The sequence below is a fragment of the Lysobacter sp. P5_C4 genome (genome assembly GCF_054049695.1).
Window position 1 is genome coordinate 1 of record NZ_JBFULX010000003.1, and the last position, 14,589, is coordinate 14,589.

The 14,589-nt window shown below is 61.9% G+C and carries 16 protein-coding genes; 10 read left to right on the forward strand and 6 right to left on the reverse strand.

Features of this window, described 5'->3' with window-relative positions:
* Positions 1 to 544: OmpA family protein (locus tag ACXJJ8_RS07915; protein WP_499028640.1), on the forward strand; the 544-nt coding region annotated here is incomplete at its 5' end.
* Between the two features lie 72 nt (positions 545 to 616).
* Here ACXJJ8_RS07915 and ACXJJ8_RS07920 read toward each other — a convergent pair.
* Positions 617 to 853, reverse strand: coding sequence for a hypothetical protein (locus tag ACXJJ8_RS07920; RefSeq protein WP_499028642.1), 237 nt, complete (start codon positions 851 to 853; stop codon positions 617 to 619).
* 257 nt (positions 854 to 1,110) lie between these two features.
* Here ACXJJ8_RS07920 and ACXJJ8_RS07925 point away from each other — a divergent pair, with 257 nt between their 5' ends.
* From ACXJJ8_RS07925 to ACXJJ8_RS07950, 6 genes are all read left to right on the forward strand, one after another.
* Positions 1,111 to 2,247, forward strand: coding sequence for an AI-2E family transporter (locus ACXJJ8_RS07925; protein WP_499028644.1), 1,137 nt, complete (start codon positions 1,111 to 1,113; stop codon positions 2,245 to 2,247).
* A gap of 7 nt (positions 2,248 to 2,254) precedes the next feature.
* Positions 2,255 to 3,778 carry an efflux transporter outer membrane subunit gene (locus ACXJJ8_RS07930; protein ID WP_499028646.1) on the forward strand — a complete coding sequence of 508 codons (1,524 nt, stop codon included), beginning with the start codon at positions 2,255 to 2,257 and terminating at the stop codon, positions 3,776 to 3,778.
* Positions 3,775 to 4,884, forward strand: coding sequence for an HlyD family secretion protein (locus ACXJJ8_RS07935; protein ID WP_499028648.1), 1,110 nt, complete (start codon positions 3,775 to 3,777; stop codon positions 4,882 to 4,884). Before ACXJJ8_RS07930 ends, ACXJJ8_RS07935 begins: the two co-directional genes overlap by 4 nt.
* Positions 4,885 to 4,892: 8 nt before the next feature.
* On the forward strand, positions 4,893 to 5,915 hold the full coding sequence (locus ACXJJ8_RS07940; RefSeq protein WP_499028650.1) for a DUF2955 domain-containing protein: 1,023 nt from the start codon (positions 4,893 to 4,895) through the stop codon (positions 5,913 to 5,915).
* Between the two features lie 15 nt (positions 5,916 to 5,930).
* A complete protein-coding gene (locus tag ACXJJ8_RS07945; protein WP_499028652.1) occupies positions 5,931 to 6,380 on the forward strand; it encodes an ion channel in 450 nt (149 codons plus the stop codon).
* A gap of 421 nt (positions 6,381 to 6,801) precedes the next feature.
* On the forward strand, positions 6,802 to 7,101 hold the full coding sequence (locus ACXJJ8_RS07950; RefSeq protein WP_499028654.1) for a hypothetical protein: 300 nt from the start codon (positions 6,802 to 6,804) through the stop codon (positions 7,099 to 7,101).
* Positions 7,102 to 7,824: 723 nt separating this feature from the next.
* Here the strand turns inward: ACXJJ8_RS07950 and ACXJJ8_RS07955 are convergent.
* The 3 genes from ACXJJ8_RS07955 to ACXJJ8_RS07965 form a co-directional block, all read right to left on the reverse strand.
* Positions 7,825 to 8,301: a hypothetical protein gene (locus ACXJJ8_RS07955; protein ID WP_499028656.1), complete on the reverse strand. Its 477-nt coding sequence runs from the start codon at positions 8,299 to 8,301 to the stop codon at positions 7,825 to 7,827.
* A 66-nt stretch (positions 8,302 to 8,367) separates the two neighbouring features.
* Positions 8,368 to 8,889 carry a hypothetical protein gene (locus ACXJJ8_RS07960; protein ID WP_499028658.1) on the reverse strand — a complete coding sequence of 174 codons (522 nt, stop codon included), beginning with the start codon at positions 8,887 to 8,889 and terminating at the stop codon, positions 8,368 to 8,370.
* Positions 8,890 to 8,892: 3 nt separating this feature from the next.
* The gene (locus ACXJJ8_RS07965; RefSeq protein ID WP_499028660.1) at positions 8,893 to 10,080 is read right to left on the reverse strand and encodes a T6SS phospholipase effector Tle1-like catalytic domain-containing protein; all 1,188 of its coding nucleotides are present in this window, start codon (positions 10,078 to 10,080) and stop codon (positions 8,893 to 8,895) included.
* Positions 10,081 to 10,380: 300 nt separating this feature from the next.
* Between ACXJJ8_RS07965 and ACXJJ8_RS07970 the strand changes: the two genes are divergently transcribed.
* Genes ACXJJ8_RS07970 through ACXJJ8_RS07980 form a run of 3 tightly spaced genes read left to right on the forward strand, consistent with a single transcriptional unit; the run spans position 10,381 to position 13,177 of the window.
* Complete coding sequence (locus ACXJJ8_RS07970; RefSeq protein WP_499028662.1) at positions 10,381 to 11,295, forward strand: hypothetical protein; 915 nt, start codon at positions 10,381 to 10,383, stop codon at positions 11,293 to 11,295.
* Between the two features lie 2 nt (positions 11,296 to 11,297).
* Positions 11,298 to 12,158, forward strand: a complete 861-nt coding sequence (locus ACXJJ8_RS07975; protein WP_499028664.1) for an NlpC/P60 family protein — start codon at positions 11,298 to 11,300, stop codon at positions 12,156 to 12,158.
* Positions 12,159 to 12,175: 17 nt separating this feature from the next.
* Positions 12,176 to 13,177 carry a hypothetical protein gene (locus ACXJJ8_RS07980; protein WP_499028666.1) on the forward strand — a complete coding sequence of 334 codons (1,002 nt, stop codon included), beginning with the start codon at positions 12,176 to 12,178 and terminating at the stop codon, positions 13,175 to 13,177.
* A 62-nt stretch (positions 13,178 to 13,239) separates the two neighbouring features.
* Here ACXJJ8_RS07980 and ACXJJ8_RS07985 read toward each other — a convergent pair whose 3' ends face one another.
* Entirely contained in the window at positions 13,240 to 13,626 is a 387-nt protein-coding gene (locus ACXJJ8_RS07985) for an XAC0095 family protein (protein ID WP_499028668.1), read from the reverse strand.
* Positions 13,627 to 13,810: 184 nt separating this feature from the next.
* A complete protein-coding gene (locus tag ACXJJ8_RS07990) occupies positions 13,811 to 14,275 on the reverse strand; it encodes a hypothetical protein (RefSeq protein ID WP_499028670.1) in 465 nt (154 codons plus the stop codon).
* Positions 14,276 to 14,589: the final 314 nt, after the last annotated feature.

Genomic DNA, 14,589 nt, shown 5'->3' on the forward strand with positions numbered 1-14,589 from the left:
CTGCTTCTACGTGATCAGCACCGCCACGCCCAAGCGCGAAGCCGCGCTGCGCGACGACATCGCATCGCTCAACAACTGCTCGCGCCTGATTCCGCTCGCCGATTTCGTCAATCGCCCCGAGTACACGTCGGGCGCGCTTTTCGACGTCAAGGTGACCGAACAAGTCGTCACGACAACCCAGCAACGCATCACCGGCTTGAAGACCGACGACATCAACTTCGCCACCAACAAATCGGAACTCGCCGCCGAGGACAAGGCGGAACTGGACAAGATCGCGGAGTTCATGAGCATGAAGCCGGATGCGTTTGCGGTCGTCGCCGGCTACACCGACGACGTCGGTGGCCGCGACCACAACGAAGGCCTCTCGCGCCGCCGCGCCGAAATGGTCGGGCGCTATCTGAAGGAAGCCCACGGCATTGCCAGCGACCGCATCGTGCTGTTCTGGTACGGCCCGAACAACCCGCTCGTGCCGAACGACTCGGCGGAAAACCAGGCGAAGAACCGGCGCGTGGAGATCCGGGTGGGGTTGCGGGGGGCGACTTGATCTGCGTGCGCTGAAAAACGAGGCGTACGCGAAGAGGCCAAAACGGACAGTGCCCCGGGACCCCACGCGCGATTACGCGTGGGACCGCTTTTCTTTCTTGTTTTCCCGAAGCACCGCCTCAAACGCATCGAGAAGGGTTCTTGTGGCCGGCAATTCGCTGAGCATTTCTTGTCCCGGATTTGGCGCTGCTTCGCTCCGCGCGTTTCGGAAGGTGCGCTCCAGCGTGCTTGGGGTGGGATGCGTGCGGAATAGCGCGATCAGCGCGCATGCCATCGTTTGGCGTAGGGCTTGGGCATCGTCGAGCTTCATTGGGGGCCTCCCCCGATTGCCGCCGAGTCGCGGCACCAGTGCCAACGGAAAGACCGGGGCAAGATGGCCGTATCTCATTACCGGGCGGTCGCGGTACCGATCTCCCGCTCGCATCTCATGATCGGTTCGATGTTCGTGACGCAAAACCGCATTGACGTGGAGGAGCGTCACCCGATCGGTGGCATTGGTCCAACGGCCAATTCAGGCGCTGGCCTCCAAGTGGGACCATCGCGATTCGGCGGCCGGGAGGAAGTCCGATGCAAGTCGACCAGTCAACCCTTCGCAAGTTGGTGACCCAGGACCTGACGGACACGTTGCTCCGGGTCGTGCTGATCGTCTTGTTGGTGTACGCGTGCGTGCGGGTGTTTTCCCCGTTCGCCCGCTTGCTGACCCTGGCCATGATCCTGGCCATTGCGCTGTATCCCCTTTACCTCCACCTGGTCCGATGGTTCGGCGGAAGGCGTGGGTGGTCGGCCACCGCGCTCGTGCTGTCGAGCCTGTTGTTGCTCGGCACGCCGATCGTGTTGCTGGGCGCGACCGTCACCAGCGAATTGAGCGAGATACACGACCGCGTGGAAGGCGACACGCTGGCCCTCAAGTCGCCCGATCCCAAGGTGGCCCAGTGGCCGATCATCGGTCCGCGCGTGTTCGCCACGTGGAATGCCGCGGCGAGCAACTTGCCGAGATTCCTGAAACAGAATCGCGAAGTGATCAAGGGCTACGCGAAAAAGGTGCTGTCGATGGCCGCCGGGGGTGCGAAGACGGCGGGCATGTTCCTCCTTGCCATCGTCGTGGCCGGCGTCCTGATGGTTTACGCGGAGGCGGCTGCCAACGTCAGCCGACGCATCTTCATACGGCTGACCGGTACTGACCAGGGACCGCAGTTGCAGACGCTGTGCATCGCCACGATCCGTTCCGTCGCCACCGGCGTGGTGGGTGTCGCCTTCATCCAGGCCATCCTGTTGGGCGTGGGCTTCGTGCTCGGCGGCATTCCGGGGGCGGGCGTGCTCGCGCTGATCGCGATGTTCCTCGGCATTCTCCAATTACCCGCGCTGCTCGTTTCGATTCCGGCGGTGGCGTATCTGTGGATGGCGGAGGATGGAAGCTCCACCGTCTTCAAAGTCCTCTTCAGCGCGTGGTTCATCGTGGCCGGCCTGGCCGACAACGTGCTCAAACCGATGCTGCTCGGACGCGGCGTGGATGCGCCGATGCTGGTGATCCTGATCGGCGCCATCGGCGGCATGGTGACCGGCGGCATGGCCGGCCTGTTCCTTGGTGCAGTGCTGTTGGCGGTGGGCTATCAGCTCTTCATGCAATGGGTCGATCGTGGCGTGCCCGACATGCGCGCGACGGCGCCCCCGGGGATCGCGCACACCGACGACACGCCCGGGTAGTCGCAACATGCGACGCGTCGGCACCGCGTTGATCCTTGCGTCCGTCGTGCTGCTCGAGGGCTGCGTCACGCTCGGCCCGGACTACCAGGAGCCGGAAGTCGGCTGGCTGAAGGCTTGGCGGTCCGACCTCTATGGCCAACTCGGAAACACCGACCAGCAGACGCAGGTCGACCTGCGTTTCTGGTGGCAGGCCTTCAACGACCCGATGTTGAACGGGCTGATCGAAACCGCGCGTCGCGAGAATCCATCGCTGCGCATCGCAGGCCTGAGGATCCTGGAGAGCCGCGCCGCGCTCGGCATCGCCGGCAGCAACCAGTTCCCGCAGGTGCAGCAACTCGGCGGCGCAGCCACCTACATCGACGATCGCCAGAGCGGAGGCGCAGGCCCGGACAACCACCAGCACTTCACCGCGTATGGCGCGGGCTTCGACCTGGCGTGGGAGCTGGATTTCTGGGGGCGCTTCAAGCGCGGCATCGAGTCGGCCGAAGCTGGCTTCTTCGCGTCGATCACCAACCAGCAGGACGCGCAGGTGCTGTTGAGCGCGCAGGTGGCCACGCTCTATTACGGCTATCGCACGACCTTGCTGCGCATCGGGATCGCGAAGAACAACGCGGCCATCCAGAAGCGGAGCCTGGACATCACCGAGCGCCTCTACCTGCAGGGTGAGGAATCGGAGTTGGATCTGCAGCAGGCGAAGGCGCAATACCTCGGAACCCTCGCGACGATCCCCGAGCAGGAAGCCGACCTGGTCAAGCTGCGCAACGCGCTGTCCGTCGTGCTGGGGCGGCCGCCGGGGGCGTTGCCGGAACTGGCATCGGTGGGCGGTCCGTTGCCGAACGTCGAGAAGGCGGTGATCGGTCAATTGCCGGCACAACTGCTGTTGCGTCGCCGGGATGTCCGCACGGCGGCGTGGCAGGTGGCCGCGCAGTCGGCGCAGATCGGCATCGCGAAGGCCGATTACTTCCCGGCCATCACGTTGCTCGGAAGCATCGGATGGTCCTCCGATACGCTGGACGGGACGCCGGATGTCACGCGCATCACGGCCGGCCCCGCGCTGAGCTGGAACCTCTTCGACCACGGCCGGATCCGCAACAACGTGCGCCTGCAGGATGCGCGCCTGCAGGCATCGATCGCGCTTTTCCAGAACAGCGCACTCCTCGCGGCGCAGGAGATGGACGATGCCGCGATCAGCGTCGTCAAGACCGGCGAACAGCAGGGACCGCTGCACGGCGCGGCGCGCGCGGCGGAGCGTTCGCTCGAGCTTGCGAACACGCTTTACCGGGAAGGCTACGCCGGATTCGACCGCGTCCTGGACGCGCAGCGGGTCCTGTTCTCGCAGGCCGAACGCGAACTGCTCAACGACAGCGCGCACATCAGCGCAGTGATCACGATGTACAAGGCGGTCGGCGGTGGATGGGTGGACATGCCGATGGACGACATCGTGCCTGACGAAACGCGCACCACCATGGAAGCGCGGACGCATTGGGGCGATCTGTTGCGTGCCCCGCTACCGACGGACGACGCGAAATGAGCGAAGCACAGTCTGCGCCAGGCGATGCCAAGGCCACCGTCAGGAAAGGCGGACGCGTCATCGCCGTCGTGATCGCCATCAGCCTCGTGCTGTATCTGCTCGCCGATCGCTACACGCCGTACACCTCGCAGGCCAGGCTCGAAGGCTTCGTCGTCGGCGTCGCGCCGACGGTTGCCGGTACGGTGACGAAAATCGGCGTCGCCAACAACCAGGCGGTCAAGGCCGGGCAGGTGTTGTTCGAAGTCGACCCGTCCCAGTACCGCATCGCGCTGGCCAAGGCGCAGTCGGACCTCGCCAACGCGCACAAGCAGGTCGGCGCCGGCACTGCGACGGTGGAAGCGTCTCGCGCCAAGCTCCGCGCCGCACGCGCGGCCGAGCTGGCCGCGCGACAGGATGCGATGCGCTTGCGCCGGCTGCGAGAAGAGGACGAAGGCACGGTCTCCGTGCGCCGCCAGGAGATCGCCGATGCCGGCCTGCAGCAGGCGACCGCGCAGGTGGCTGCGGCCGAAGCCGACATCCGCCGCGCCATCGAACAAATGGGCGGCGACAACGTCGACGAGAACACGGTGCTCCAAACCGCAGTCACCGCGGTCGACAAGGCGGAACTGGACCTGGCGAACACGATGGTCAAGGCGCCCTCGGCGGGTGTCATCACCGATCTGCGCACCGACGTGGGCCTGTATGCCGGCACGGGCAGTCCCGTGCTGACGCTGGTCGCCATCGACGAGGTGTGGATCAACGCGGAGTTCACCGAAAACAACCTGGGGCACATGCGCGCGGGAACGCCGGTGGAGATCCTGTTCGACGCGCTCCCCGGGCGCGTGTTCAAGGGCCGGGTGCGCAGCATCGGCCTGGGCGTCAGTGCGGGCAACGCGCCGCCGCCGGGCACCTTGCCTTCGATCGACAACAGTCGCGATTGGCTGCGGCAATCCCAGCGATTCCCGGTGATCGTCGGCTTCGACGCGCGACAGGATACTGCGCTGGCCGATGCACTGCGTGTCGGCGGCCAAGCCTCCGTGATCGCCTACGGAGAGGGCAGCGGGATCCTGCGCCTGCTGGGCAAGCTCTACATCCGCGCAGCCAGCGTGCTGTCCTACGCGTACTGACGATCGTGATGCCATTGGCCGCCAGGCGAACGTTCCGGATCGCAGCCGTCATGGGGTTGTCGTTGTTGCTGGCCTATGCCTTCGGCATGCCATTGCCGTTCCTCGCACCCTTGTTCGCGATCTTGCTCACTGCAAAGCCCGCACCGCCGATGGGGCCGAAAAGCCTGTTGGGCTTGTTGCTGGTCGTGTCGATCACGCTGGGCACCGGCCTGGTGCTGGCGCCGGTCCTTCGCTATTACCCATGGACCGGCGTGATGCTCGTCGCCGCGGGGCTCTTCGTGAGCACGTACTTGGGCGTGGGGATGGGAAAAGGCCTTGTGTCGACCTTGCTGACGATCGGCCTGACGATGATTCCCGCCGCCGGGCTCGTCGAATACGCCGTGGCCCGATCCGTCGTGCAGGCACTGCTGATCGGCATCGCGATGGCCATTGCGTGCCAGTGGATCGTCTATGCGTTCGTCCCCGAAGACCGGGTCGTCGCGCCTCGCGCCAAAGCATCGGAGACGGACGCGCAGCCGGCGGCCTGGATCGCCTTGCGCGCGATGATCATCGTCCTGCCGCCCGTGCTGATGGCCTTCACCAATCCGTCGTTGTACATGGCGATCATCATGAAGGCGGTCATGCTCGGACAGCAGGGGTCGGCAGTCAGTGCACGCGCGGCCGGCACGGAGCTCCTCGGTTCCACCTTCCTGGCCGGCGTCTTCGCGATGGCGTTCTGGTTTGCGTTGCAGGCGTGGCCCAGTCTGTGGATGTTCTTCCTCTGGATGTTGTTGTTCGGCGTGTACCTGGGCGCGAAATTGTACGGCGTGGTCCCGACGCGATTCCCGTCGTCGTTCTGGGTCAACGTCGGCGTGACGATGCTCATCCTCATCGGTCCCGCCGTCGAAGACAGCAATGGTGGCGATGTGCGGTCTGCATTCGCGCAACGCTTCTTTCTGTTCGTCGCGGTGACTTCGTATGCGTGGTTCGCGATCGTGGTGCTCGAACGGTTGCGTGCGGGCCATGCCGCACGGCGATTGCGCGCGGCCTAGCGCGGGAGGTGCATGATGTTGCTGAATGTCGTGATCGGGTTGTCGACGATGGCCGTCTGCCTGTTGCTGCAGTCGGTGTTGATCGTCGTGGCCATGCGCCATTATCTGCGGCACAACTACCTCGGCTCCACGCCTTCGGCGTGGCGCACGCTCGTCACGCTGAATGCCGTGATGTCGTTGCTGGTCATCGGCAACCTGGCGCAGGTGGTGATCTGGGCGCTGGTGTTTCGCATCCTCGGCGAGTTCGACGCGTTGGATCTGGCCGTGTATCACTCGGCGGTGAACTTCGCGAGTTTGGGCTATGGCGACATCGTGATGTCCGAACGTTTCCGGCTGCTGGGCCCGCTCGAAGCGATCAACGGCGTGCTGATGATCGGTGTGTCGACGGCGGCGTTGATGACGACGCTGCAGGATGCGTACGGCAAGACCCGGGCTGCAACGGACGAGACGATGAGTCGGCATTGATCCGTGCGAACGAAAGCGCTACTCCATCATTGGCGCGCCGCTGGGGCGTTACCTTGCGGGTCGCTTCGATCGGGGGCCGAGGATGCCGAAAACGCTTGCGCCGAGTGACGCGCGCCAGAGGGCGGTTCGCATGACTGGAGCATACCGTGGCAATAACCGCTCTTGGCCGATGGCGGACGCCACAGTGGCGAGTCCGTGCGCGGGTCAAGGCGCTCGCTGCATAATGGGTCCAGGGGTAGCGCGCGACGCGCCGATTGGAAAGAGATGATGGGTCGTATGCAGGAGAGACGCTGCCTCGTCGCGGTGATGTGCCTGCTGTTCCTCGGCGCTGCTTTTGCGGGAGAGCCGCCGTCGCAAGTCGCATGCGGGATAGGGCAGGCGGGTCCGATGCCACCGCTCGATAACGTGCGGGCGACCACGAATGGAAATTGAACTGGATTGCCTGATGGTCCGTACGGAGGATGGGCTCATCAACTGGGCCGTCGGCGCCTTCGAACTTTTACCGGGGCGACTTCCGTACACGCGATACACGGTGGAGTACGTGGCTAGTTGCATTGCAGCGCATGCTACGGACCGCCAAGAGCACTACAATGTGCGCCTGCAGCGCAAGTGGGCCGCATCGTTGACCGTGCGTCGTATTCTTTTCGGCAGGAAGGGCTGGGCTTATCGTCTCGGCTATGGGCTCATGCGCCACAGCGGCGTGGTAGTGACCTTCCACTAGCGACAGCGTCCTCCCCTGCGTACGGTGCAAGGGCGCTGGTCAGGTCGCTCGCACATCGGTGACGCGCGTTTCTGTTCGATTTCTGGCAAAAGCGCTGCTCCATCATTGGCGCGCCGCCCGAACGTGGAGAGTTCCAAATTTTTTTGGGAAAAAAATTTGAAACTCCCCACGCTGGGGCATCACCTTGCGGGTCGTTTCGATCGGGGGGCTTTCGCCCGAGCGGTCGTTGGGGGCTGCAAAGCAAGCTTTGCAGGAAGGTGATCGTTTTTGTGACCGCATTCGACCCAAAGCGGACATTCGGTCCGGCCCTGCTTTGACTCATGCGCGCCGTCCCTACCGATTGCCATACTGGAGATTGCCGGTAGCGGAACGGGCTGCTCGGGTCTTCGTTACAGCGAGATATAGCCACGTGCACGGGAATGCGGCGATGGCGCCGCACACTGCGAGGCCGATGGCTCAAGCAGGGCAAGTCCTTTCACATTACCGAACGCGGTCGGACCGTTCTTGAATCTGCGCACAAGGGAGCCGCAAATATGTTCGAAGTGTGGCGCGCGATTGAGGCGCGGATCGCGAGTGTCGATGCGGTTTGAGCAACTCACGCTGCACCTGTTCGAGGCGATTCGAGACACCTCCTTTCGAGAAACCCCGGGAATAGACGACGCTTTTGTTGCATGTCGAAAATGCATCGCCCCTCGGTCGACCTGACTCTGTCCACACTGTGCGTCAGAATTCGGCGGAGTCGTCATCCACCTCGGCGGCTTCCGCTTGCTCCGCTTCGGCTTCGGCTTGGTCGAGGCGTTCCTGGGCATACGTTTCGCAGCCTTCGATGAAGGAGTCGGAATTGCCGTCGCAATCGCCGGGCTCCTCAATGTCGTTTTCTTCCGCCCAGGCATACCCAGCTTCGTGGCCCGAGCAATCGACGGTGCACTGATCGACGTATGGATAGGCACTATCCGACGACGCGGACTGCATCTCGGCTGTCGCTGCCGCCGCGGCGTCCACCCCTTCCATGACGATCTGGCTTTGCACAGTGCGGGTGGCTGCCGGTTGCGCCAGTGCGTAGTCGTCGCTCGCCTCAGCTGCTGCAGCCGCGGCCGCAGCGGCTGCGTCAGAATCGGCACTCCGCTTCTCGCAGGCGCATAAGGTCGAAACGAACGCCACAGCCAATAACAGCTGCGCCCGCCTGAGCAAGATCTTCATGTGTTCCCCTGTTGTCCCCCAAGAATAGCGACATCCGAATGGTTGGAGAACCGGGACGCGTTTTCATCATTTCCCGTGGGTCAATCGCATCAGGCGGCGCAGCCTGCGGAACTGCCGTCGGTACATGCGCGCTTTCAATACTGCGTCTTGGTAAACGCCGAAGTACGTCCGATTCGACAGTACGATCAACATGATGACGAGTCCCGAGCAGGCGAAGAGGGCCAATCGCAACCACGTCGTATCGACGGGCGCTTCGACGATGACCCCGTCGACCAGGTTCTTGTTGAACATGGTCAGTTCCAGGAACCGATCCACCTTGCTGATCACGTAGCCAGAGATGAACGCGGAAATCGTCTTGCCGATGGCGCTGAACTTGGCGGCCTCTGCTTCGGTGTAGGGCGCGAAGAGCATGCCGAGGGCCCATCCCATCAGGCCACCCAGCGCGGATACGAGCGCGTTGATGACAGTACTTCCCGGCGCCCGCGCGCTGATCAGCCCAATGCCAAGGATGAACAAGAAGCCGCAGCCGTTGGTGAACACGACGAGCGCGTAGTGGTCGCCGAACCAGTTGTAGAGCGCTTTCCTCATGTTTCAGACCACGTAGGTCGGCGCGCCCCCTAAATTGGATGGGCGATAGCTCGGATCTTGTATGCGACGAGTTTCGACGCTTCCGTGCACTAGTGCATTTCCGGGGACAACTCTGGGCCTCGACGCGTGCGGCGACCATCGATGCGTCCACTTGCCGGCGACCTGTTCCCAGCGGGGAATCGGCAGCATCTCCGCGAATCGCCAACTGACTTTGTCCAACTCGTCGTGGCGCTTGCTGATAGACGTCGTCTGGAATTCGCGAGTTCCTGGAAAAGGTAGTTTGGCGGCATCTACGACGGCGCGATCCACTGCGAGTGGTGTCACGCGTCCGAGCTCGCTCAGCATCCACGCCAGGGACAGCTTGGATAGCGCGTCGGTTCCTGCGTAGCCACCGCCTACGTCCGAATGCACGCCGGCAAACCAAACTTCCTTGATATCCCCGGAGGTTCCCGTCCAAGGGCGATTGACATAGAAGACGCGGCGCTCATCCAGGGAAACGGCGTGCCTGACGATGTCGACAATCGGGTTCGAGTCGGTGTAGTTGTAGAGCGTCGGCGCCCACGGGAGGCCTACCGAACTGACCGTGTCCCAAAGGCCGAGAAACTTGACGCGCGCTGGACGTGAGTACGTCCTGTTGAAGTTGCGCGTTCGGTTGTGCCATGCGCGACTCTGCCTGCCTCTCGCGGTGCTCTCATCCTGCGTGTGCGCTTCGGCGCACAACGGCGACCAGGACGAATACGCGTCCCACGCAAAGGACACCATCTCGTGCATGCCGGGGTGCAGGATACCGACGGTGCCCAACATCCCTGCAATCACTCGGGCGGTATGCGCGCCGCGACTGAAGCCGAACAGATAGATTTCGTCGCCGTCAAGGTAGGTCTGGCAAAGGAATTCGTATGCTGCGCAGGCATGCCGCTTGAGCATCACCGCACTCGCCATGTCGACCAGCATCATGGTCCGGCGGCTCCCTCTCCCGAGCACGCCAATCGGCTCGAGTGTTCCGACGCCCGGTTGGTAGTAGGTGAGTTGTTCGCCCGGAATCCGAGGCAGCATCGAGTAAAGCCGCTGCACGTTCGTGCGGGTCTCACCCGGCTTATTGTTCGTGCCGTCGATGCAGATAGCGATGCGACGGGCCGTCTTGGATTCGACGATCAGCCCGGCTTCTGAAATTGGTTGTTGAATGGTGTCCATCGAGGGTTGCTCCTCAACGCACAGCACGCGTTCGCTGGGGACAACGCCCGGCCGGGGCTACTTCGGACAAGAAACCGGAATAAGACCAGACCATCCGTCGGTCACGGGGTGATTTGCGAGCGGCGGTCGTGCTGAAAGTGCTACCAGAGGTGCACCGATTGGTTGACTCGCGGTCACCCTCACAGGTTTGTTGTCCGCATCGCTTGTAGCGAGTCGTTCGCTGCATTCGCAACAGGCGCAAGTTTTGGGGGTTCCTGTTGACGCGATGACTGGACGCCTGTCGACGGGAGGAGAGCGCTCGTGCTCAAGTATTCGCTTCCGCGCATTCTTGCCATTCTTCTTGCGCTTCTCCTTGGTGGGTGCGCGACGATGAAGGGGATGCCGGATCAAACGGTCCGAATGGACTACTACCCAAGTCCCGCATCGACTGTCGTCAAAAGCGCTCCGCTGCTGGAGTCCTCGATTGGCTCAACAGAGTTGCCGCTAAGACGTGGCTACAGCGATGTGGAACGAAACGCATGGATAGAGCAGCACCTGATCTTCGTCGATCGTGCATACGCTCAATTCGTAGCTGGGCTGCAAGCTAGCCGCACCGGGTGGGGGTTGGGTGCAGGAATCCTCGACCTCGCATTCGGTGTGGCCTCCAGTCTGACGCCGTCCGCCGGAGTCAAGGCGAACTACGCTGCGGCAAGCACGCTTCTTACTGGATCGTATGCGGTCATCACCAAGGAAGCGTTCATAGAAAAGACTGTTTCGGCACTCGTCTCCGCGATGGATGCGCGAAGGAAGGCTGCAGTTGTCCAGATTCGCCGCGGAATGCTGCTCGATGAGCGTGCGTACACCGCGTCCGCTGCCCATGCCGACTTGCTGGAATACCAACGTGCTAGCAGCCTCGTTGGCGGTTTGTCATTTATTGAAACTGCGGCTCAAAAGGATATCGAAAAGTCCGTAGCGGATATCGGGGAACTGACTCCCGAGGGGAGGGTGCTGCGCGTCTGCGTCAAGGATCTTCTCTTCGGATTGAAGGAGCAGGATCACGCCAAGTTCTTGGCGGCCATTCGGGTCATCGATCCGAAGTTCAAGGACGAGGCCAGTACGGCTGACCTGGCTCAAGCCTTCAATGAAACGCGCTTGGCCCTCGACGCCGCGTACGACACGCGCGTCTTGGATGCACTGCGCGCCGCCGGGCTCACTCAGTCGAAATGCGGAGGTTGACCATGGGTACGTTGAAAGCTCCGATCGAATTATCTGCCAACGATCTGACACAGCGGATCAACGATGTTCAGATCGGTGGTTTCGCTTTCGTTGGATGCACCGTCGAGGGTGACTTCAACTATCTGCACTTCGCCCACTCTTTGGAGGCGTTGCCAATTCACGTAGTGCCATCGGACCAGGTTCCTCCACTGCACGCCGTTCTCACCTGGAGTGGCCAGATGGGCATCTCGGGGAAGCTGGGTCCGGTCAATGTCTTTCGTGACCTGCCGGGCACTTCGTCGGTTCCTCTGTCGCAGCCAGCATTAAGCCCAGAAGCGGCATCAGCAGTCTCGAAAAGCGTGTCAATTGAAAGCATTGCGACAATCTCCCGTGCAACGGTGGTCGCGCGCGCAATGAGCGCCGTGGGGACTAGTACGCAGTACACGATGACCGACACCCGCCCGCCGGCCATCGACGCCGAAAGGTGGCCGGAAGATGGTGCGCGAATTGATTGCTCGGGGTTCGTCGCCTGGTGCCTGCGTATGCCGCGAAAGATCCGGCATCCCCTTTATCAGAAAGTCAACGGTGGATGGTTCGAGACGACGGCGTTGTATCAGGATGGATTGAATCAGACCGGCTTCTTCTCGTCTGTTCCCAGCGCACAACCGGGCAGCCTGTTGGTATATCCGGACAAGGATGGAGCGCAGGGTCATATCGGCGTAGTGCTGGAGGCCAACGGCGCGGGTGTCCAGGGCGCACAGCGCGTCGTGCATTGCTCTTTAGGGAGTTTCAAGAAGACCGGGAAGGCGATCCAGGAAACAAGCGCCGCGATCTGGCAGAAGCGCGCGGACGCGATTGTGCTGGATTACGAGGGGTACGTTTGAAATCGAGGGCAATGCACATGGATATCCGAACGATGGCGATGATATTGGCGCTGTCCATTACTGCACTTTGCATGCCGCCTTCCATGGCTCAACAACAGGTTCCGGCTGCAAAAAAGCCATCGCGGATGAGCGCTGTTTTCGGTGAGTCCGATGACTTTGTCGAGTTGAAAAGGGCTCGCTCAACACTGATTTCGCAAGTTTCGCAGCTTGAAAACGAGATTCGAGATCAGCAAGAGGAGGCGGACAAACTCGACGAGCTGTCAAAGGATGATCAAGAGCGCCTGCGAACCATTGAAAGGGACTACCGCGCAATCAATGCGGCGATCGAGTTCCAGGAAGATTCAACGCCGGCGAAGAAGAAGGCGTTGCTTGCACGAGAGTTTCGAGCGGCCTTGTATCTCGACGCCCCGCCGCCGGCGCTGGTGGAGGCAAAAGCGTCAGTTGAGCGACAGCGTTCCGAAATTGATGAACGGGCAAAAAGAAGTCCTGTTCTGAAGGAGTCAATCAGGAAGTCCAAGGAGCACCTGAGCGAGCTGCAACAGGATCTCGAGGAAGTCGAAGACAGAATCGAAGAGGCGCTTGGAACGGGGCACAAGCAGTACATCTATCGCACTGCAGTCAGCTTCATATTCGCCGCGATCGTTTTCTTCTTGGTCTGGCAGTTCTTCCGGATCGTGCGCGATAACAACACCGTGCTGCAGAGCATCTTTGCGGGCGACGCAGGCATCCAGTTCATCACCTTGTTTTCGATCGTTATCGCGGTGATTCTGTTTGGAATTTTGGAGATCCTTGGATCAAACGAACTCTCAGCCCTCCTTGGCGGCCTGTCGGGTTACATCCTGGGCAAGACTCGTGGTCCTGATCGAACAGCCGCGATTGATCCGCCGGCCCCCGCGCCAGCTCCAGCGCCAGCGCCAGCGCCAGCGCCAGCTCCAGCTCCAGCTCCAGCTCCAGCTCCAGCTCCAGCTCCAGCTCCAGCTCCAGAGCCGAACTTAGCTGAAGCTGAAACACTTCCGTAGTTATTGCGCTGCGGGAGGCGATATCCATACCGTGCGATGGCGCCATTGATATTGAGCTGCGTTCAATGGCGGGTTACCAGCTTCTTCTTGACCGCCTTTTCGCGCGGGCCGTTAGGGACATCTTCTGAGAAGTACGTCGCCCCAATGATCGCGTCGATCTCCTTCGACAGGCTGGAAAAACACCAACTCAACGCACTCGGTCGCAGGTGCGCCTCGTAGTTGCTAGCATTGGTGCCGGGCTCGGTGAGCTGTTTCATCAGGTGGAGGAAGTAGGCCACCTGGACCAGCGAGAAGTGGGCTTCTTCGGGAATCGCGATAACGGTGGGGGCAGGGCGCGCATCGGCAACTTTGGACATGACGATCTCCTCGACGGGAAAGGACTTGCGCCGCGGATGCGGCGCAAGGTGCCGGGAGGTAGAAAGCCGCGCTCCGAACGATGCGGTGGACATATTCCCTCGCAAGCGAGGTCTTGTATTGGTCCCCTCCCGACGCAGAGGACTTGCGTTGCGACGGTGATGCCAGGCTGTTCGGAGCGAAGCTTTCTAACCTCGCGTTGCAATCGTGCCCGTCAAGCGGTGTCCAACGTAATCAGACGCGCACGCATCGCGCGTCTGACCGATCACAACCGTTACATCATTCCTCTTGGGCCAGCGCGGGTTTCTTCTTGCGCCGCGACCAGCGATGGCCCAGTTCCTTGACGGCTTCGTCCAGCCCCGTCGCTTTGCCGAGAAGTTTGAGCACCGCGTAGGCGATCTGCGCGAAGACCATCAGGTCGCTGCCGAGTGCATACGTCGTGTCCTCGCACTTCTTGACGAACTGCTGCGCGCGCTGGGTGATGCGCATCATGCGGTCGCGCGCTTCGAGATCCTGGTTGGCGCCGGCCAGGTCGGCGTTCGGCGGAATCAGGCCGGCATTCTGGTTCGCCAGGTCCATGGTCAATCGAACGTAGCGCTCGCTCTTCGTGCCCATCGAGTTCGAGCGGTCGTTGTCGGGCGTGTTGATCAACCCGGGCAGCAGGGCTTCGATCTGCGCGAAGAGGGCCATCACCTGGTCCTCGATTTCCTGCGTGATCTTCATTGATGCGAGGTCTTGCGTCATTTCGGTACTCCTTTGAGAGAAATCTCGCGCGGAGTGTTTGATCGCAGGAAAGCGGAAGGCAACAGAGGAAAGTTCGTGTGTGTTGTGCATGTGTTCGCAAGCGAAACACGGCGTGCGATGCGGTGTTGTGGCTTTGCGACAAGGGTCAAAGGATTGCGCTTAGACCTGGGAGGTTTGCGCGCAAGCGCTGGAGGTTTGCGCTAAGGGTCTGGCGGCTTGCGCGAAGACCTCGGAGGCTTGCGCTAGGACCAGAACGGCTTGCGCTAGGACCAGAATGGCTTGCGCTAGGACCGGAATGGCTTGCGCTAGGACCA